General features: G+C 55.9%; 16 protein-coding genes. 5 read left to right on the forward strand and 11 right to left on the reverse strand.

The features are described 5' to 3' along the window. Positions 1 to 89 precede the first annotated feature (89 nt). The 8 genes from QZ516_RS06520 to metG form a co-directional block, all read right to left on the reverse strand. Positions 90 to 1,814, reverse strand: a complete 1,725-nt coding sequence (locus QZ516_RS06520; RefSeq protein ID WP_297187724.1) for a thiamine pyrophosphate-binding protein — start codon at positions 1,812 to 1,814, stop codon at positions 90 to 92. 113 nt (positions 1,815 to 1,927) lie between these two features. Next, positions 1,928 to 2,644, reverse strand: a complete 717-nt coding sequence (locus QZ516_RS06525) for an electron transport complex subunit E (protein WP_297187726.1) — start codon at positions 2,642 to 2,644, stop codon at positions 1,928 to 1,930. Next, the gene (gene rsxG / locus QZ516_RS06530; RefSeq protein WP_297187727.1) at positions 2,634 to 3,320 is read right to left on the reverse strand and encodes an electron transport complex subunit RsxG; all 687 of its coding nucleotides are present in this window, start codon (positions 3,318 to 3,320) and stop codon (positions 2,634 to 2,636) included. The genes QZ516_RS06525 and rsxG overlap by 11 nt, the downstream gene beginning before the upstream one ends. Continuing rightward, positions 3,317 to 4,384, reverse strand: a complete 1,068-nt coding sequence (gene rsxD, locus QZ516_RS06535; RefSeq protein ID WP_297187729.1) for an electron transport complex subunit RsxD — start codon at positions 4,382 to 4,384, stop codon at positions 3,317 to 3,319. Before rsxD ends, rsxG begins: the two co-directional genes overlap by 4 nt. A 12-nt stretch (positions 4,385 to 4,396) precedes the next feature. Then, on the reverse strand, positions 4,397 to 6,907 hold the full coding sequence (gene rsxC, locus QZ516_RS06540) for an electron transport complex subunit RsxC (RefSeq protein WP_297187731.1): 2,511 nt from the start codon (positions 6,905 to 6,907) through the stop codon (positions 4,397 to 4,399). Then, the gene (rsxB, locus tag QZ516_RS06545; RefSeq protein WP_297187733.1) at positions 6,904 to 7,536 is read right to left on the reverse strand and encodes an electron transport complex subunit RsxB; all 633 of its coding nucleotides are present in this window, start codon (positions 7,534 to 7,536) and stop codon (positions 6,904 to 6,906) included. Before rsxB ends, rsxC begins: the two co-directional genes overlap by 4 nt. Before the next feature lie 9 nt (positions 7,537 to 7,545). Continuing rightward, positions 7,546 to 8,121, reverse strand: a complete 576-nt coding sequence (rsxA, locus tag QZ516_RS06550) for an electron transport complex subunit RsxA (protein WP_297187734.1) — start codon at positions 8,119 to 8,121, stop codon at positions 7,546 to 7,548. A 176-nt stretch (positions 8,122 to 8,297) separates the two neighbouring features. Beyond that, positions 8,298 to 10,319 carry a methionine--tRNA ligase gene (metG, locus tag QZ516_RS06555; protein WP_297187736.1) on the reverse strand — a complete coding sequence of 674 codons (2,022 nt, stop codon included), beginning with the start codon at positions 10,317 to 10,319 and terminating at the stop codon, positions 8,298 to 8,300. 128 nt (positions 10,320 to 10,447) lie between these two features. On the opposite strand from metG, the gene apbC reads away from it, so the two are divergent. Together apbC and dcd are read left to right on the forward strand one after the other, a co-directional pair. After that, positions 10,448 to 11,275 (forward strand): iron-sulfur cluster carrier protein ApbC, encoded by an 828-nt coding sequence (gene apbC / locus QZ516_RS06560; protein WP_297187737.1) that lies wholly within the window; start codon positions 10,448 to 10,450, stop codon positions 11,273 to 11,275. Between the two features lie 157 nt (positions 11,276 to 11,432). Then, positions 11,433 to 12,005 carry a dCTP deaminase gene (gene dcd / locus QZ516_RS06565; RefSeq protein ID WP_297187739.1) on the forward strand — a complete coding sequence of 191 codons (573 nt, stop codon included), beginning with the start codon at positions 11,433 to 11,435 and terminating at the stop codon, positions 12,003 to 12,005. 42 nt (positions 12,006 to 12,047) lie between these two features. On the opposite strand, the gene QZ516_RS06570 is transcribed toward dcd, so the two are convergent. After that, the gene (locus QZ516_RS06570; RefSeq protein WP_297187741.1) at positions 12,048 to 12,419 is read right to left on the reverse strand and encodes a SirB2 family protein; all 372 of its coding nucleotides are present in this window, start codon (positions 12,417 to 12,419) and stop codon (positions 12,048 to 12,050) included. A gap of 157 nt (positions 12,420 to 12,576) precedes the next feature. Between QZ516_RS06570 and QZ516_RS06575 the strand changes: the two genes are divergently transcribed. Both QZ516_RS06575 and QZ516_RS06580 read left to right on the forward strand, forming a co-directional pair. Beyond that, positions 12,577 to 13,116, forward strand: a complete 540-nt coding sequence (locus QZ516_RS06575) for a manganese efflux pump MntP family protein (RefSeq protein ID WP_297187742.1) — start codon at positions 12,577 to 12,579, stop codon at positions 13,114 to 13,116. Positions 13,117 to 13,390: 274 nt separating this feature from the next. Next, a complete protein-coding gene (locus QZ516_RS06580; protein ID WP_297187743.1) occupies positions 13,391 to 14,026 on the forward strand; it encodes a hypothetical protein in 636 nt (211 codons plus the stop codon). Positions 14,027 to 14,075: 49 nt separating this feature from the next. Here the strand turns inward: QZ516_RS06580 and QZ516_RS06585 are convergent, their stop codons facing one another. Then, complete coding sequence (locus tag QZ516_RS06585; protein ID WP_297187745.1) at positions 14,076 to 16,112, reverse strand: LTA synthase family protein; 2,037 nt, start codon at positions 16,110 to 16,112, stop codon at positions 14,076 to 14,078. Positions 16,113 to 16,323: 211 nt separating this feature from the next. Here QZ516_RS06585 and QZ516_RS06590 point away from each other — a divergent pair, with 211 nt between their 5' ends. Beyond that, on the forward strand, positions 16,324 to 17,358 hold the full coding sequence (locus QZ516_RS06590; protein ID WP_297187748.1) for a CNNM domain-containing protein: 1,035 nt from the start codon (positions 16,324 to 16,326) through the stop codon (positions 17,356 to 17,358). 156 nt (positions 17,359 to 17,514) lie between these two features. On the opposite strand, the gene QZ516_RS06595 is transcribed toward QZ516_RS06590, so the two are convergent. Further along, positions 17,515 to 19,671, reverse strand: a complete 2,157-nt coding sequence (locus QZ516_RS06595; protein ID WP_297187750.1) for a bifunctional diguanylate cyclase/phosphodiesterase — start codon at positions 19,669 to 19,671, stop codon at positions 17,515 to 17,517. Between the last annotated feature and the right edge of the window lie 32 nt (positions 19,672 to 19,703).

The following is a 19,703-nucleotide window of genomic DNA, read 5'->3' on the forward strand; positions in this document are numbered from 1 at the left end:
CGAAAATGGAGCCTAGCAGGCTTTGACGCACAGTTTAAGCACCCTGTCTTGCCGAGTATGGGTCCCCTCTGTTGTCCATCAGCTGCCCATCAGCCAATAATTTTTTCTTTCAGGGCGCGGGCAAACATTCTGGCCTTCGATGGATTGGTAAGGTGCTTTGGACGGGTTCCCCGGATGCCCTCACTGAAGGCGCTTTGCCGGCTGTAATCAACGTGGATATCGATCATCACCGGTCTGTTTTCCATCGCCAGAGAAAACGCCGTATCCAGGGCTGATTCAATGTCGCCGTTGTCTTCAATGGCCACGTATTCGCAGCCGACGGCATGGGCAAAAGACACCCAGTCCGCTTCACCCAGTTTGATCATCTGTGTTCCCTGGCCGGGGAGTTGTCGGATCTCACCGGATACCTCCCCATCGTTAAACAGGCAGTAAATAACCCCGAGCTGATACTTGCTGGCAGTCAGCGCTTCCATTCCCGTCATCATCATTGCGGCGTCACCGACCAGACCGATGACTGTGCTCTGGGGATGGGCCATTTTCAGTGCGTTGGCGGCGGGCACTCCGTAACCCATGGCATTGAAGTCACCGGGACAAATAAACCCGCCGGGTTGATGGATCGGCAACAGTTCTGCAGCCAGAAACATGTGGTTGCCATCGTCGCAGGCCACCAGTGCATCATCCGGCATGCGCTGTCGCAGTGCGGTAAAAAAATGGGCCGGATTGACCCGCTTGTCGGGTTGTTTCTGCCAGTCGGCCAGATAATTCTGTTTGTCGGTAGCGATCTTTGCGATCAATGTGTCGTCAGAGGCGGAAGTCGGCATATATTTTTTGATCGCCTCCGCCAGTGCTGCAACCACGTCGGCTGCATCGCCGAGCAGGGTCAGTTCCGCCGGGTAATTGGCATTGAATACCGCCGGGTTGATATCCACATGGATCAAGGCCTCTGGCATGCTGAGACCGTAGTTGCCGGTGGGTATTTCCGAAAAACGGGTAGCGATTGCCAACAGACAATCACAGTTGGCAAAGGCGTGTTGTGCCGCTGGTACTGCAGCGGGGCCAAAGCCCATGCCGGTATGCAGGGGGTGATTGGCGGGAAACACGCTCAGCCCCTGCAGGGTGGTCGCCACCGGGGCATTCAGGTGGGTCGCCAATGCCTGTATTGACTCACTTGCCTCGCGGGCGCCCCAGCCAATCAATAATCCCGGGTGTTCAGCCTTTGCCAGCCTCTCGGCGGCCAGTTCAATGGCGGCCATATCCAGTGGGGGATTGATGCGATGCCCATCGAAGATGGGCAGGGAACCGTTGTCGATGCTGCGGGTTTGCAGGTTGACCGGGATTTCCACAAACACCGGGCCGGGCTCGCCTTCTATCGCAGTGCGGTAGGCCTCAAAAATGGTGGGCACAATGTCCGAGAGGTGTTCTACCAGATAGGTTGCTTTGGTGATCGGGGTCAACAGGGCGCGGTGGTCGATATCCTGCCGCTGAAAACGGTGATTGGTCTGGTAATCAATGCCCCCGGCAATGACCAGCATGGGGATGCCGCCGAGAAATGCTTCACCAATACCGCTTGCCGCGTGGGTAACGCCGGCACCGGGAATAATCAGCAGAGTGCCAATCGACCTGGTTGTACGGCTGATGGCATCGGCCATAAAAGCGGCTGAGGCCTCGTGGGTTACCAGGGAGGGGGTGATAGTGTCGGACTGTTGGAGTTCAGTATAAATAGCCGTATTGTGAAAACCGGGTATCCCGAAGGTATGCGTGACCCCGATCTGTTCCAGTGCATACCGGGTGAGCCAAGCGCCGGTCTTTTTCATTCGTCTCCCCAGATATCCTGAACTGCATACGGCTTGATGCTATGAGACACGGGGGCCCGAGTCAATGTGGTAGTGGGGCGTTGTTCCCTGCCATCCGGTTTTGGTAAACAATCTCAGCTGATTGCACCGGTAGTTCTCACCCGTTTGGCCCCTTTGGTAACCGGTAACTGGCGCATCATCCTGCGCCGTTCAATACGTCCGTCGATGACATTCTTCAGGGCGATCAGCATGCCGGCTACCAGAAAAGCCCCCGGCGGCAGGATGATTACCAGAAACCCGTAACCATTGCCAAATAACTGCAGGGCCCAATTCTCGGCCACGGGGCCGAACAACAGGTGCATGTTGGCAAACAGCGTACCACTGCCCAGAATTTCCCGGATCGCCCCGATTGCGAGAAGTACCAGCCCGAAGCCGGCACCCATCATGAGTCCATCCAGTGCGGAGGCCCCCACAGGGTTCTTGCTGGCAAACGCCTCGGCGCGCCCAAGGATGGCGCAGTTGGTGACAATCAACGGGATAAAAATACCCAGAATGACATACAGCTCATAGGTGAATGCCTGCATCAGCAATTCCGTACAGGTGGTAAATGTGGCAATAATCATGACAAAAGCCGGAATCTTGACCGCTTCGGAAACCCGGTGGCGAATCATTGACACGACAATATTCGAGCCCGTCAGTACCAGCATGGTGGCAAGACCCAAACCCAGAGCATTGACCACTGACCCGGTGACGGCCAGCAGGGGACAAAGACCAAGTAATTGGACCAGTGCAGCATTGTTTGTCCACAGGCCATTGCGGGTGATGTCGCGATAGCTGGTTTCATCCGCCATGTTTTGCATCCTCTGTCGCTGGTTGTGGGTTTGATACAGGCCGTTGGGCGGCTTTCAGCAGTCGCTCCCGGTCTTCCTTAAAGTATTGCAGGGTCTTGAACACCTGATTGACCACGGCCCGGGGAGTGATGGTGGCGCCGGTGAACTGGTCGAAATTTCCGCCGTCTTTTTTCACTTTCCATCTGTCAGGGGGCGGATTGCTAAGTGATTTGCCGTTGAAATCCAGAATCCAGTCATTCTTGCTCAGATCGACCTTGTCACCCAGACCGGGTGTTTCCCGATGTGAAATCACTCGAACCCCGGCCACTGTACCATCTATATTGATACCGATAATCATCTGAATGTCACCGTTGTAACCGTCCCCGGCCACCGAGGGCAGTATGACGGCTACCGGCTCGTCGCCCTGGCGGGCAATATTGGCCACACCCTCCTCGATCCCAAGCATTGGCCAGGATTCAGCACGGATGGCCACGGTATCCACCAGTAAATTGTTGGTGTGTCTGTCCAGCGGTACGATTTCCAGCAGAGCCCGCTTGGCTACCTCCCGCTTGGCGTCGGCGATGGGTTGCTCGGTCCCCAGATAGGTGACGGATAGCAGCGTTGCAGTGATCAGGGCAAACAGGCCCAGCAGCAGGCTGTTGAAGCTGATGGACCTGGCCAGCGAAGCCATGCTCATTCTTTTTTCTCCGTAGCGCGGCGGGATTTTTTGTGGCCATAGGTTCGTGGCAGCGTGTAATTATCAATCAGTGGTGCGGCAAAATTCATCAATAACACCGCGAAAGCCACAGCGTCCGGATAGCTGCCCCAACTGCGAATAATGAAAATCAGCACCCCGATCAGTGCACCGAAAATCAGTCGCCCACGGTTACTGGTGGCGGAACTGACCGGGTCAGTCAGAATAAAGAAAGCGCCCAGCATGGTGCCGCCAGAGAGCAGGTGCATGAGGGGTGAGCCGTGACTGGCGGAGCTGCCGCCGTCATAAAACAGCGCCGCGCAGAGACTGAGACTGGCCAGCATGGCAACCGGGCCGTGCCAGGTAAATACCCGGCGATACAGCAAAAAACAGCCCCCCAGTAAAAAACCCAGGTTGACCCATTCCCAGCCGGCTCCGGCCCAGCGGGCGAGACTGAACAGCGGGTCCTGTTCGTACAGTTGGGCGATCAGCAGGCCACTGTTTTGCCGGAGGGTATCCAGTGGTGTTGCAGCGGTGAAGGCGTCCACCGTTTCAACACCGGGCAGCCCAAAGACGATTTGCAATGAGGCCAGAAATTCCGGCGGAGAGACACCCTCTGCATAGAGTGGCAGTGGTGCCGGCCATGCGGTCATCTGCACCGGAAAGGAAATCAGCAGTACCACATAGCCGACCATGGCGGGGTTGAACGGGTTATAGCCCAGCCCGCCGTAGAGATGTTTGGCGATCAGGATGGCGAAGCTGGTACCTATAACGACTACCCACCAGGGTGCCAGGGGCGGCAGGGCGAGTCCCAGCAGTACGGCGGTGACCAGTGCACTGTTGTCGCCCAGGTAAAACATCACCGGGCGCTTGCGCAGGTGCATTACGGCAGCTTCACAGAACACGGCTACGGAGCCTGCCAGCAGAATATTGATGAGCGAGCCCCAGCCGAAAAACAGGGTCAGTGCGATCAGTCCGGGAATGGTCGCGAGCAGTACCAGCCGCATCACCGAGGCTGTGCTCTGGGCCGTGTGCGCATGGGGTGATGTGATTTTAAGCAACGCCATAGCGGGATCCGGTCAAGGGTGATATTCGGCGAGCTGTTGCTCGGCTTCGGTCAGTCTGACCTGCAGCTTTTCAGCAGCGGTACGCAGGCTGTCCACATGCTCAGAGCGCTCTGCTTCCGCCTCTCTCAGTTTGATACGGGCTTTTTCCAGCCGGCTTTTCAGGGAGGTGACGGTTTCGCGGAGTTTGTCCTCTTCTGACATGCTGGCCAGTTCTGCCACTCTTGCCTGGGCGCGGGCAATGGCCGATGAGGCCGCATCTCCGCTGTCGTCATCGACTGCCGAGGGCTGGGTAGCGATAGCATTCAGTTGCTGCTGGGCGTCAAGCAATTTGTCCTGTAATTTCTCCAGGCCTGCCTGCAGGGCATTGACGTATTCTGACTCGCCGGCCCTTGCCTCATCCAGTTTTGCCCTGGCTTTTTCAATGCGTCCCTCCAGGGCAACCACTGTCTGACGGAGTTTTTCCTCTGCCGGGAGATCACGGGTGGCCGCTGCGCGGGCCTGGGCCTGTGCAATCGCGTTAGCCGCCGCATCGGTAGTTTCCCGGGTGACGGGCGTGTCGGGCGTATTGTCCGGGAGTTCCGCCAGTGCCTGCTGTGCATCGGCCAGTTTGGCTTGCTGCTTCTCAAGACCGCTTGTCAGGGCGGCCTTCAGGGTCTCATCATCGCTGTCGGCAATCTTCTGCCGGGTGACCGCAATCCGCTCCTTGCAGCTGGCAATTTTCTTTTCCAGTGTTTCCCGGGGGCCGGCCTGTAGCCGTGCCATCACTTTGTCTGTATCCGGCGAACCTGTGGCCTCGTCGAGTTGCGCCCGTTTTCTGCGGGCGTCCTCGAGTCGTCGTCGGGCATCCTCGACGGCCGCCCGGGCCTGTTCCTGTTGTTGCTCCGACCCTTCTTCGCGAATGGTCTCCAGCCGTTTCTCAACCGTATGCAAATGGCTTTCTGCACGGGCAATGCCGCGTTCCAGTCTGGCCTGTTGCTCTGCGGGAGAGGTCTGACTCTCGGCGGCACGGGCCATGGCAGCCTTGACAATATCCTCGCTTCCCTGGGGCTTGTTGCCGCGCTCGGCAGTCATGGCTTTGGCCTGTTCGGCAGCCTGTTTGCGGGCTTCCCGCTTGGCGGCTTTGGCCATTTCTTCCTGTTCCTTGCGGGCTTTCTGGAACTCGAATCGCGCTCTGGCCCGATCGGATTTGATTTTTTCCTGCGCCTGTTTGCGAATTTCACCTTTGGAGGCGCGGTAATACTGCACCAGAGGGATATTGCTCGGGCAGACATAGGAGCAGGCACCGCATTCAATGCAGTCGAACAGATTGTGGGCCTCCAGTCGCTCGTGGTTGTGGGACTGGGCATACCAGAATAACTGCTGGGGCAGCAGGCTGGCGGGACAGGCTTCCGCGCACATGCCACAGCGAATACAGGGCTGGGACGGTGGTGGGGTCGGGGATTCCTCCCTCGAGGCGGCGAGAATGCAATTTGTGGTTTTGATGACCGGTATATCCGGGTCAGTGAGGGTGAAACCCATCATCGGACCACCCATGATCAGTCTGGAACAGTCGTGCTCATCAAAACCGTTATGGGCCAGCAGATGCGCGATAGGTGTGCCGATCAGCACCTCATAGTTCCGGTTGGTTGCGCAAGCCCGCCCGGTTACCGTAGTAATTCGGGAAATCAGCGGCTCGCCGAAATAAATCGCCTTTTGTACCGCGAAAGCCGTACCCACATTCTGGCAGACAATGCCAATGTCAGCGGGTAGTCCACCGCTGGGAACTTCGCGGCCGGTGAGAATCTGAATGAGCTGTTTCTCGCCGCCGGAGGGGTAGCGAGTGGGGAAACTGACCAGCTGAATGTGGGTGTCCCGGACAAAGGGTTCCAGTGCCGCACGCGCCTCGGGTTTGTTGTCCTCAATGCCGATCAGCACTTCTTCCGGTCCGCCGAGGATATAGCTGAGGATCTGGACGCCCTCCACAATGGCCTCCGCCCGCTCGCGCATCAGCATATCGTCGGCAGTGATATAGGGTTCGCACTCGGATGCGTTGATAATCAGGGTGGTAATGGCTTTGCGTGGGGACAGTTTGACTGCCGATGGAAAACCGGCACCACCGAGGCCGGCAATGCCCGCGTGGCGAATCATTTCCAGTAATTTGGCCGGACTGTAGTCCTGAAAGGAATACGTCGTGTCGATACCGACGTGGTCAACCCACTGTTCCTGACCGTCGGGGATCAGTGTGATGCTGCGGGCCGCCATGCCCGAGGGATGGGGAATGGGGTACTCACTGATATCGCTGATGGTGCCCGAGGTGGGGGCGTGAACACCGACACTGACCAGGCCAGTGGGTTCGGCGAGTTCCTGTCCCTTGAGAACACGGTCTCCGGTGGCCACCAGCAGTTTGGCGGGCGCGCCGATATGCTGGTTGAGCGGGATGACCAGTTTTTCCGGCAAGGGGAGGACGCCAATCGGTAACTGTACCGACTGGTGCTTGTTTTCCGGAGGGTGGACGCCGCCGATCAGATCCCAGACCTTTCTCATGCCGCGTTGTCTCCCCGGTCCGTGGCGATGATCCCGGCAGGGTGCCTCTGGGCTTTAATCTGCTCTTCGGCGGGTGGGGGCATATCCCAGGTCCAGTCAGACAGGCCCTGGGGTACCGGGATCATATCAATGCAGTCCACCGGGCAGGGTTCCACACACAGGTCGCAACCGGTGCACTCGCTGGCGATGACGGTGTGCATCATCTTGGCTGCACCGAGAATGGCATCCACCGGGCAGGCCTGGATACACTTGGTGCAGCCAATGCATTCGTCCTCGCGGATATACGCCACGGTTTTGACGTCATTTTCTTCGCCGTGCTCGGCATCGAGCGAGGGGGCTTCAACTCCCAGCAGGGTGGCCAGTGCATTGATGGTGCTCTGGCCGCCGGGAGGACATTTGTTGATCGCATCGCCATTGGCGATGGCCTGGGCGTAGGGTCGGCAGCCGGGATAGCCGCATTGGCCGCATTGGGTCTGGGGTAGCAGCTTATCGATCTGCTGGACGATCGGGTCGCCTTCAATGCGGAATTTGATGGCGGCAAAGCCCAGCACGGCACCAAACACCAGTGCCAGCCCCACCAGTGCAACCAGTGCGGCGATCAGTGGATTTTGCAAAATCAACTCAATCACGCAGAACCCCTATACCAGCCCGCTAAAGCCCATGAAGGCCAGTGACATCAAGCCGGCGGTAATCATGCCGATCGCGGCTCCGCGAAACGGGGTCGGTACATCGGCTACCGCCAGTCTCTCTCGCATGGCGGAAAACAGGATCAATACCAGCGAAAAGCCGATGGCGGCACCAAAACCATACAGTGTGGACTGGAACAGGTTGTGGGCCTTGGCGGTATTTTGCAGTGCCACCCCGAGCACCGCACAATTGGTGGTGATCAGCGGCAGAAATACCCCCAGAACCCGGTAGAGCAAAGGGCTGGTTTTCTCGATAAACATCTTGGTGAACTGTACGACCACTGCGATGACGAGAATGAAGGAAATGGTCTTCAGGTAGGTCAGGTCCAGTGGCTGCAGAATCCAGGTGTTCACCAGGTAGCTGGACATGGCGGCGAGTGTCAGTACGAAAGTGGTGGCCCCGGCCATGCCGATGGCGGTCTCCAGCTTGTTGGAGACCCCCATGAAGGGGCACAGGCCCAGGAACTGGACCAGAACAAAGTTGTTCACCAGGATGGCGCTGATCAGAATGACGGCAAATTCCTGCATTTCGTCCTGTCTCGCTTGCAAAGGGAGATGATTTACTAGCCGACCATTATAGCGGTCAGTATTGCTGACTAATAAGCATAAAACACGAGCTGTTTAGTTTATTTGGCCATAAGGCATAGCGTTTAGTGATATGGCCGCGTCACTGCCAGCTGTTTCTGTGAACAGGCCCCAGTGCGTCAGACGATGCGCTGTCCGGGCTGTGCGCCGCTGTCGGGAGACAACAGGTAAATGCCCTGTTTGTCTCCGGCTGCCAGCACCATACCTTCCGACAGACCAAAGCGCATTTTGCGGGGTGCCAGATTGGCCACCAGCACGGTCAGCCTGCCCTCCAAGTCTTCTGGCTGATAGGCGGCCTTGATCCCGGAAAATACCGTGCGAGTTTCGCCGCCGATGTCCAGTGTCAGTTGCAGCAGTTTGTCGGCCCCTTCGACGGCTTTTGCCGCCACAATGCGCGCCACACGTAGATCGACCTTGATGAAATCCTCAAAACCGATTTCCGTCGCCAGCGGCTCTTCCATCAGTGGCCCGGAGGGCGGGGCTGCAGTGGTTTCCGCCAGCGCTTCCCTGCTGGCTTCCAGCATGGCGGCCACCTTGTCCGGGTCGACCCGCTGCATCAGCGGTTTGAAATTGTCGATGCGATGGTTCAGCAGCGGTTCAATTTTGGCGGGCCAGTCCAGCGGACTGTTGAGGAAGGTCTCCACTTCTGCCGCCATCGCGGGCAGCACCGGCTTCAGGTAAATCATCAGGGCACGGAACAGGTTGATACCGAGGGAGCAGATATCCTGGACTTCCTGTTCGCGGCCTTCTTCTTTCGCCAGTTGCCAGGGTGCCCTCGCGGCAATATATTCGTTGGCTGCATCGGCGAGTGACATGATCTCGCGGATCGCTCTGCCGAATTCCCGCTGCTCGTAGTAGTCGGCAATGCTGTCGGCAGCTGCGGAAACCCGGTGCCACAGGGCTTCATCCGCAATACTGGCCGCCAATACACCGTCGTTACCCTTGCTGATAAATTTGGCGCAGCGACTGGCGATATTGACCACCTTGCCCACCAGATCGCTGTTGACCCGCTGGATAAAGTCGTCCAGGTTCAGGTCCAGATCATCCACGCCGGAGGAGAGTTTGGCGGCAAAATAATAGCGCAGGTATTCCGGGTTGAGATTGTCCAGATAGCTGCGGGCATTGATAAAGGTGCCGCGGGATTTCGACATTTTCTTGCCGTTCACCGTCAGAAAGCCGTGTACGCAGACCGCTGTAGGCGTGCGGAAACCAGCGCTGCTGAGCATGGCCGGCCAGAACAGGGCGTGAAAATTGACAATATCCTTGCCGATAAAGTGGTACAGCTCGCTCTCGGCCTGTTCACCCCAGAAGCTATTGAAGTCGATGCCTTCGCGCTCACAGAGATTCCTGAAGCTGGCCATGTAGCCGATCGGCGCATCCAGCCAGACATAGAAATATTTGCCGGGGGCATCGGGGATTTCAAAGCCGAAATAGGGCGCATCGCGACTGATATCCCATTCGTGCAGACCGCCCTCCAGCCATTCCCCGAGCTTGTTGGCCACCTCCTCTTGCACATGACCGGCGCGGGTCCAGGCTTTGAGAAAGTCGCTGAATTCCGGTAGCTTGAAAAAAAAGTGCGTGGAAGCTTTCTCTACCGGCGTGGCGCCGGAGATGACCGACACCGGGTTGATCAGATCCGTGGGTGCGTAGGTGGCCCCACAGGCTTCGCAGTTGTCGCCGTACTGATCCTCAGTTTTGCATTTGGGACAGGTGCCCTTGATGTAGCGATCTGCCAGAAACAGGTGTTTTTCCGGATCATAGGCCTGGGTGATTTCCCGTGTGGCAATATGACCATTGTCCCGCAGGCGGGAATAGATCAGTGATGACAGCTCGCGGTTCTCCACAGAGTGGGTGGAGTGGTAGTTATCAAAGTCAATCAGAAATGCTGCAAAATCCTGCTGGTGTTCTGTCCGGACCTGGTCGATCAGTTCTTCGGGGCTGATGCCGAGTTGTTCCGCCTTGAGCATGATGGCGGTGCCGTGCGCATCATCGGCGCAGACGTAGTAACATTCATGGCCGCGCATTTTCTGGAAACGAACCCAGATATCTGTCTGAATGTATTCCACCAGATGCCCCAGATGGATTGAACCATTGGCATAGGGCAGGGCACTGGTAACAAGAATTTTTCGGCGTTCAGTCATGTTGGGAGCTGCTGTGGTTGGCGTTGGGAATCGACGTGGGCAAAAGCGGTTGTCATCGAATACTGGTAAAGGGGCGCAACTATAACGGTTTTGCCCCGTTTTTTCATCCGTTGTCAAGGGGATTTCGTATGGCTGAGGTAACCGTTCAGGACGGTTTGGCAGAGATCAAATATATTATCGGTGTGGCGTCTGGCAAAGGTGGTGTCGGCAAATCCACCACCGCGGTGAATCTGGCGCTGGCATTGGCCGCCAACGGCGCCAAAGTCGGTATTCTGGATGCGGATATCTATGGCCCCAGTGTGCCGATGATGCTCGGTTTACCCGACGGTACCCGGCCTCAGGTGGAGGAGGAAAAATACTTTTTGCCGGTGCCGGCCCACGGCATTGTGTCCATGTCCATGGGTTACCTGGTCACCGAACAGACACCCATGGTCTGGCGCGGGCCGATGGCGACTGGTGCCCTGATGCAGATGCTCAATCAGACCCGTTGGGGTGCACTGGACTATCTGGTGGTGGATATGCCGCCGGGGACTGGCGATATCCAGCTGACCCTGGCCCAGAAGGCCAGTATGGCAGGTGCTGTGATTGTCACCACACCGCAGGATATTGCGTTGCTGGATGCCCGCAAGGCGATTGAGATGTTCAGCAAGGTAAAGATTCCGGTATTGGGTATCGTGGAAAACATGGCAATGCATCGTTGCAGCCAGTGCGGCCACGAGGAGCCTATCTTTGGTGAGGGCGGTGGTCAGCGGGTCGCAGCGCAATACCAAACCGAGGTGCTGGGTTCCCTGCCGCTGGACCGTCTGATTCGCGAGCAGGTCGATGGCGGCAGACCCTCGGTGATTGCGGAGCCGGAAGGCTCGACCGCACAGCGTTATGGTGAGATCGCTGAGCGAATCGCAGTACTTCTGTCCGGGACTGACAGGTCCGGTGGCCCACAGATCACGATTGAATAACTCGTTCAGGGTCGCCCTTTTTAGGACTTTGACCAGTTGATCCAAACCGGTATCATGGCCCACTTTCGGGCACACCGGGCATGCAACAACGGATCCTGACGTGGTTGTTTGTAGGCCCACCCAAGACCCCTGGCACTTTACTTGAGAGCATCACAGTATGAGCATCAAATCCGACAAGTGGATTACCCGTATGTCCAGAGAACACGGCATGATTGAGCCGTTTCAGGGAACCCAGGTGCGGCAGCCCGATCCCAACGGCCAGAAAGTGATTTCCTACGGGGTGTCGAGCTATGGGTACGATGTGCGCTGTGCCGATAATTTCAAAATTTTCACCAACATCCATTCCAAAACAGTCGATCCGAAAAATTTCGACTCCGATGCTTTTGTGGATGTGAAGGGGGATTACTGCATTATCCCGCCCAACTCCTTCGCTCTGGCCAGTACGATCGAATATTTCCGTATACCGCGCAATGTACTGACCATCTGTCTCGGTAAATCCACCTATGCCCGCTGCGGCATCATCGTCAATGTCACCCCGCTGGAACCGGAGTGGGAGGGTCACGTGACGCTGGAGTTTTCCAACACCACCAGCCTGCCGGCAAAAATTTATGCCAATGAAGGTGTCGCACAGATGCTGTTTTTTGAATCCGATGAGGTCTGTGAAACCTCCTATGCAGACCGGGGCGGCAAATACCAGGGTCAGCGCGGAGTTACCCTGCCCAAGGCTTGATGAACAGAGGGCCGCAAAGTCCCCGCAGAAACCTGTGAGCTTTTATAACGAGGGTGAATGGGTGATTGCCACGGCAAGGATGTAGCAGAAAATCGCCACCGACATCAGGCTGAACAGTAACCGGATGCCCGCGGTTCGGCCGCGTTTGATGGCAAAAGTCCCCGTTCCGATATAGGCGATCAGGGCGATCAGCTTGGCGGTAAGCCAGCTGTCGGCAAACGGATACTGGTGACTGGCCATCATCAGGTACACCGCAGAGGCGAGCAGCAGGGTATCGATAATGTGTGGGACGATTTTGGCCCACTTCTGTTGCAGTTTTGGCGATGCATTGACCGACCAGACGGCCCGCACAACAAACAGGGTCAGGCTGAGCAGGGCGAGTGTGATGTGAGTGTTTTTCAGGATCAGGTACATAATATTATTCTGGCAGCATTCGATTTGAGTCGGTGAATCTTAGCCTGTCTGGTCGGGTTATCCCAACACCGGACAGGGACATAATGCCGTCGGGTTGTTTTTTCTTGTGGTTTGCCACTGGTGGCAAGGCCGGATTAATTTCAGGGAATCGTTTGCAGTGATCGAAGTCTTATTTCTGGCCGTTGCGTTGAGTATGGACGCGTTTGCAGTCTCCATTGGCCTGGGCTCAAAGCACAAGGGCAAAGCCATTACATTGGCTTTAATGGCCGGTGCCTATTTCGGTATTTTCCAGGCGCTGATGCCGATGATCGGTTACCTGGGTGGCAAAGGTGTGCTGGGCTGGATCGAGGCTTTTGCGCCATGGGTGGCATTTTTCCTGCTGCTATTGATTGGCGGCAAGATGATTTACGAATCCTTTTCTGAGGGCATCGAAGAGGATATTGCGAATATCACCCATCGGGTGATGCTGGTTCTGGCGATCGCCACCAGTATTGATGCCATGGCCGCCGGTTTTGCCCTGACCCTGCTCGACGTTGGGCCGTTGCTGGCCTGCTTGGTCATCGGTATCACCACCTTTTTGTTCAGCTTTCTCGGGATTTTTGTCGGCATCAAAAGTGGTACCTGGCTGGAGAGTAAAGCGGAACTTTTTGGTGGCGTGGTATTGATTTTAATCGGCTTTAAAGTGCTGTTGGCCTAAACGCTGCACTGGCCAAACTGATTGTCGAATGCCGGCCAACTCGGAGTTGGCAACGGTTTGTTTTTTGCCATGCTTAGCCGGGAATTTCTTCTGTTTTTCCCGTCTTTTCCACAACCCGGTGCTCCCCGGTGCTCAAGTAACGCTCAGTTAACCATTCCAGAATAGCGCCTGCTGGCTTTGAGGCTGTCACGCTCTTGTCATGCAAATGGCACAATAAATCTGCTATGGTCGCGCTTATCCTGAAAAAAACCATCAATGTTCAGCGGATTGTTATATGAATTTAGGTACTCCGATTATCAGCAGTAAGCGTAAATGGCTCGTGATTGCCGTTGCCCTGTCTGTAATCGCCCTGGCTGTTATTGTTTTTGAGTCCCCTGCGATTGCCGATCTGTCGGAGGAGAACCGTCACCAAGTGCCGACCTTGAAAGCGCAATGGCAAAAGGGTGAGGTGATTGTGCTGGTAAGGCACCTGGAGCGTTGTGATAAAGAGGATGCTCCCTGTCTGGTTGGCACTCAAGGTATCACCGCGCGATCCGTCGATGAGGGGCAAGCACTGGGTGATGACTTTTATCGGCTTGGATTGTTGAACAGCGACGTCTACAACAGTCCACTGGATCGCACAGCCCAGACGGAAAGTATTGTCTTCGGTGACCGCGGTTTTGATCGGGACTGGTTGTTCAAATGTAAAGAGACCATCTTCAAGGACGCCATGGCAAACAAGGCGCCCGGCAGAAACCTGATTATGGTGACCCACAGCAGTTGTATCGACAGTTTTGAAGAGTCCCTGGGGTACGCCAGTGAAACCCCTGAATACGGTACTGTCCTGTTTTTCAGCCCTGGTCAAAATAACAAGCTGGAAGTCCACGGTTTTCTTGATATGGAAGACTGGGATCGTACCCTGGGTTTTTGATCGCCGATCTTCCGCCTGATTCGATTTACCAGCCAACCCTGGCTTTTGACTAGCCATGGTCTGTGCCCTGTTTGTCCAAATCTTTGCTGTCCCGATTTTCCGCCGTTAGCACCAGCGGTTTGCGTGGCATATCGTAGCGTTGTTGCCGGTATAGCCACGAGGGCATCAGCGCATGGGCCAGTGCTTCGCGGGTGTCACTTGCGGTGGCCTCGCCGGTGAGCTGCAGTTGCCGGACCGCGGGATCATAAACACCGCTCAAGGCGGATTGCCCAGGCCTCAGGATGGTGACTTGCCGCCCTTGTAGCAGGGCAAAATAATCTGCGAACTGCATCAGTGCCCTGCCCGGAGATTGCTGTTCACTCTCAAGGGTCATATCGCGACCGATCATGGGTGTTTCCGCGCTGATGCCCAGCAGGGAGAGCAGGGTGGGGGCCATATCAATCTGACTGGTGACACTGGTGATGCGTTTGGGTTCAATATCTGCACCCAGGATCAGACCGGGAATCTGGAAGCGTTCAATGGGTACCAGGCTGTCACCAAACACTTTCAAATCATGGTCGGCGATCACCAGGAACAGGGTGTTTTGCCAATAGTCACTCTGTCTGGCCCGGTCAATAAATTCACCGAGCGCATAGTCCGCATATTTCACGGCATTGGGGTAGGTTTGTTTTTCCGGGTTGTGCAGTTCGATACGACCATCGGGAAACTCGTAGGGCGAGTGATTGCTGGAGGTGAAGACCAGGCCAAAATAAGCCTCATCGCGTCGCTGCGCCTCGCTGAGCCGTTGGTGGGTTTTCTCGAAGAGGTCTTCATCGGACACGCCCCAGCTGCCGACGAAGGCGGGGTTTTCGTAATCCCGCTGGTCAATGACCGACTGGAAGCCATTGCCGATAAAAAAGCTGGCCATATTATCGAAGTGTGACTCGCCACCATAGATGAACTCCGTGGTGTAACCCTGCATACCAAGCAGCTCGGCAATGGTGAAGAAGTTCTGTTGTGACAGTGACAGCTTGACCACACTGCGGGCTCGTGTGGGCAGGAATCCGCTCACGGTCGCTTCAATGCCCCGTACGGAGCGTGTGCCGGTGGAGTAGAGTTGCTCAAACCACCAGCCATGTTCCTTGAGTCTCTCCAGTTCCGGCGTGACCGGAGTTTCACCGCCCAGGGAACCGACAAAGGTGGCGCCCATGCTCTCTTCGAGAATGATCACCAGATTGAGGGGCTTTTCCCGTGAGTGTGTGGCCTGGCGGTAATTGAGCGTCGGGAAGGGCTGGTCACCATCGGGTTGCAGCCAGGGGTAAAGTTTGTCCAGTTGCTCCATGATTTCATCATCGCTGAGGGTGCCGTACACCTCGGCCGAACGGTCTTCGTGCTTCATGTTGTAGAGCGCAAAGTATACAGACCAGGTGGAATTGATGATCAGGCTGTTTACCAGCGGGTCCGGCGTCAGGGCAAAGATGGCCGGGTTGGCGGGGCGATGGCCCACCGAAGACCGCACCATCACCACCAGCAATACAGCGACGATTGGCCAGGTCAACCAGAGCTTCCAGAGAGGCCAGATTTTGTTGTAGGTTCTCAGCCAGTTTTTCATCAGGCGCGTGATTGCCCAGCCCGCCAGCGCTGTGATCAGCACTCCCATTAGCAGCGGCAGACGAAAGTCACCCCAAAGGGTGGCGAATACTTCACGGGGGTATTTCAGGTATTCAACAAACAACCGGTTGGGCCGCAGGTCGTACTGCAGGATGAAGGCCGGTGTGGCGGTTTCCATAAACACCAGCAAGGTGATGGCGATGACACCCCAGACCAGCACCAGCACCCGCCAGGCTGGCCATGACAGTCGCGAGGCCAGTATTGGCGTCAGCAACGCAAGCGGTGCCAACAGCATACCCATAATGATCAGGTCTGCCCGGATACCCTGACTGATAATCACCCACAAATCAGTTGCGGCCGTTACCCGATCCCATTGCCAGGCGATCAGACCCAGTCGGGACAGGGATAAAACCATCAGCCCGGTGAGTAACAGGATGATCAGTATCCCGTAGGGGCCAAATAGATTGAAAATACGTGTGTGAAGCGGGCTTTTCATGGATTTGGGCACTTGGGTTCTGAGACACCTTTTCCGTAGGGGGGTTGTTTCAGGCTGCAGTCTAGCTGCCTGTACCTTAACGGATCCTTAAGACCAGTCAGGGTGGTTCTGTGATTGGACCAGATCAGAGTCCGGGGCCTTCCTTGAGCGGGGAGAGTGCTTGGAGAGTGGGGGGATTTTAAAACCTTGCCGGATGCTCTAATCTGCCTTCATGACACTGCTCATCGCCTTTGCCCTGTTGTCCATTGCCGTCTCTTTTATCTGTTCGGTTCTCGAAGCTGCACTGCTGTCAATTACGCCCAGTTATATTGCCCAACAAAAGCTGGAAAACCTCAGGCTCCACGATCAACTCAGCTATTTGAAAGAACAGATTGATCAGCCGCTGGCCGCCATCCTGACATTGAATACGGTGGCCCATACGGTGGGTGCCACTGGTGTTGGCGCACAGGTGGCGATTGTCTTTGGCAGTGGCTATCTGGGGATCGCCTCGGCGGTGATGACGTTGCTGATTCTGGTGTTGTCGGAAATCATTCCGAAAACCATTGGCGCTCGCTACTGGCCGGTTATTGCGCCTTTTATGCCAATCACACTGAACAGTCTGATCACCCTGTTGCGACCATTTATCTGGTTGTCCGACCAGATCATGAAACTGTTTGGCGGCGGCGGTCACGAGCCCGATATTCGTCAGGAAATCAAGGCGCTTACTGTGTTGGGAAGGGAGCAGGACAAGCTGGATGACGACGAGCAGCGGGTGATTGGCAATATTCTCGATCTACATGATGTGAGGGTGAAAGACATCATGACGCCGCGTACTGTCTGTGAAGTTGCCAGGCCGGATGAGCTGCTCAGCAGTTTCATTGAGCGGGTAAAAGTAGGCCAGTTTTCACGTTACCCGGTGCTGGATGGCAATGAGGTGCCGATGGGCATGGTCTTCCGTCATGAGCTGTTGAACATCCCTTGGCAGAAAACCGTGTCGGATCTGATGAAACCGGTCGAGGTGGTCTCGGAAAAATTGAGCGTGGAAGCGCTGATGTCGCAGTTGATCCATGACCGGCAACATATGCGGCTGGTCTACGATGAATACGGCGTCTGGTTGGGCCTGGTGACGCTGGAGGATGTGATTGAAGCCGTGATCGGCCAGCCCATCATGGATGAAACGGATGATGTTGCCAGCATGAGACACCTGGCCAGGCGTCGTTGGCAATACCGGCAGAGATATTTTTCAGGTGGTCAGGCTGAGGAGTAGTTGCACCGATCTCGGCTGTTGACAGCCGTTCTCTGGCGCTGGTCAATATCCCTGCTTCGGCTCTGGTCTTTTCATGCCCGCTAACAATTCCTTGCCACCGTCTCGCCCGATAATGTCATGGCCCCGAGGGCTTTTGTGTCGGGGAGGGTATGACCGTTATTCTGTTATTGCGAGGGGTGATTGCTGCTGTGCAGCTTTGAGCAAGTCGAGAAAATCACTGGCCGGTAGCGGACGACTGAAGTAGTAGCCCTGGATAACATCGCAGCCTATCGACTGAAGAAACTCAAACTCAGTCGGGGTTTCAATGCCCTCGGCCACGACCTCCAGATTGAGAATATGGGCCATGGAAACAATGGCGCGGTAGATGTCGCGGCCGCGTTTGTCTGTTTCGATACTTCTGGCAAAGACCTGATCAATTTTAAGTTGATCCACGGGCATGTCTCTGAGATACCGCAGGTTCGAGTAACCACTGCCAAAATCATCAATGGCAATTTGCAGTCCCAGCGCCTTGAGTTGATTCAGGGTCGAGAGAAAGGAGCTCTCGTCCTGTGCCAGACAGCTTTCCGTGATCTCGAGTTCCAGCAGGGAGGGGGAAAACGTATGCGCTTGCAGGGCGGTGTCGATGGTCTCGATCAGATCGGGTTGGTTGAACTGTCGCGGGGAGAGGTTGATCGATACAGGCACCTGATCAAACCCCCGGTCAGTCCACTGCTGCAACTGTGCGCAGGCCTGCTCGATGACCCATTTGCCGAGCGGTTCTATAATGCCGGTTTTTTCGGCCAGGGGAATAAAGCGTGCAGGTGAAATCAGCTGGCCGTCCGCCGCTGGCCAGCGTATCAGTGCCTCGGCGCCGACAATCTCTCCCGACGAAACGGACATCTTGGGCTGGTAGTGCAGGACAAATCCGTCGGTGGCCAGTGCGGTGCGCAGCTGCTGTTCCATCTCGAGGTTGGCTGTGATGATCCTGTTCAGCTCTTCGGTAAAAAATTTGTAGTTGTTGCGTCCGGATTCCTTGGCCTGGTACATGGCCATATCGGCCTGCTTGAGCAATTCATTGGCATCGGTGCTGTCATGGGGATAGACACTGACGCCGACACTGCAGGTCACTTCGATATCCCGGTTGGCAACGCGGCAGGGTGCCTGCACGATGTCCAGTATGCGCTTGACCAGCTGTGACAGGGAGTTTGTGCTTGCGGTTTGGTCAGTGTTGTCGGGGGGGTAGGCCAGCAGCAGCACAAATTCGTCGCCGCCGATGCGCGCCACCGTATCGCCATCGCGAATGGATTTTCGCAGGCGGTCAGCAATCGCTTCAATCAGGCAGTCCCCCGCCGCATGACCGAGACTGTCATTGACGTTTTTGAACAGGTCCAGGTCGAGCAATACCACGGCCAGTTCGCCATCACTCCGTCGGCCACTTTTTGTCAGTTGCTGTAACCGGTCGAGTAGTAAAAGCCGGTTGGGCAAGTCAGTCAGGCTGTCATGGGTGGCCTGGTGAGAAATACGCTGTTCATAGTATTTCCGTTCGGTGATATCTTCAACGGAGCCCTCGAAATACAGCAGGCGCCCGTTCGGTCCGTATACCGTCCGCGCATTTTCCGAAATCCAGATTACAGAGCCGTCTTTCCTGAACACCTGCGATTCAAAGTTTTTGACCCCGCCATTACTTTGCATGAGTTGTACAAATGTCGCCCGCCTGCCGGGGTCGACGTACAACTGCTGGCTGATATTCTTGAGTGCCTGCTGCAGTTCGTCAGTTGTCTCGTAACCGTAAATCGTTGCCAGGGCTGGGTTGACGTTCAGGTAGTAGCCATCGGTGGTTGTCTGAAAAATACCTTCAATTGCATTTTCAAAGATGCTTCGATAGCGATGTTCGGCCTCAACCATGGCCTCTTCATTGGCATGGCGCTGGGTTATATCCTGAATGAAGCCATGCAGTGCGCTGGGGTAGCCATCCATGGAGACGCCCTGACCCCTTTCCCAGACCCAGCGTACGCTGCCATCCGCATGGTAGATTCGGTATTCGACATTGATGGAAACGCCCTTTTTTAGTGCATCGTCGATCGTTTCCCGCACCCGTTTGCGATCATCAATGTGCGTGATTTCTTCGTATGAAATCCGGCTGTTGAGTAGCAGGTCCTTTGCCGGGTAGCCAGTGAGTTTCAGGCAGCCTTCGCTGACAAAGTCCATGGTCCAGTGTCTGTCCTGCCGGCAGCAGTAAACCATGCCGTCGAGCTCGGACAGCAGCATTTCCAATAAAGGTTCGCGCTGCAGCTCGGTGGAGGAGTAAACAGTATAGAGATTGAGGTCTGCCATGCAGCATGAATAAGCAACAATCGTGCCGATTG

This window comes from uncultured Porticoccus sp. (assembly GCF_913061305.1).
GTDB lineage: Bacteria > Pseudomonadota > Gammaproteobacteria > Pseudomonadales > Porticoccaceae > Porticoccus.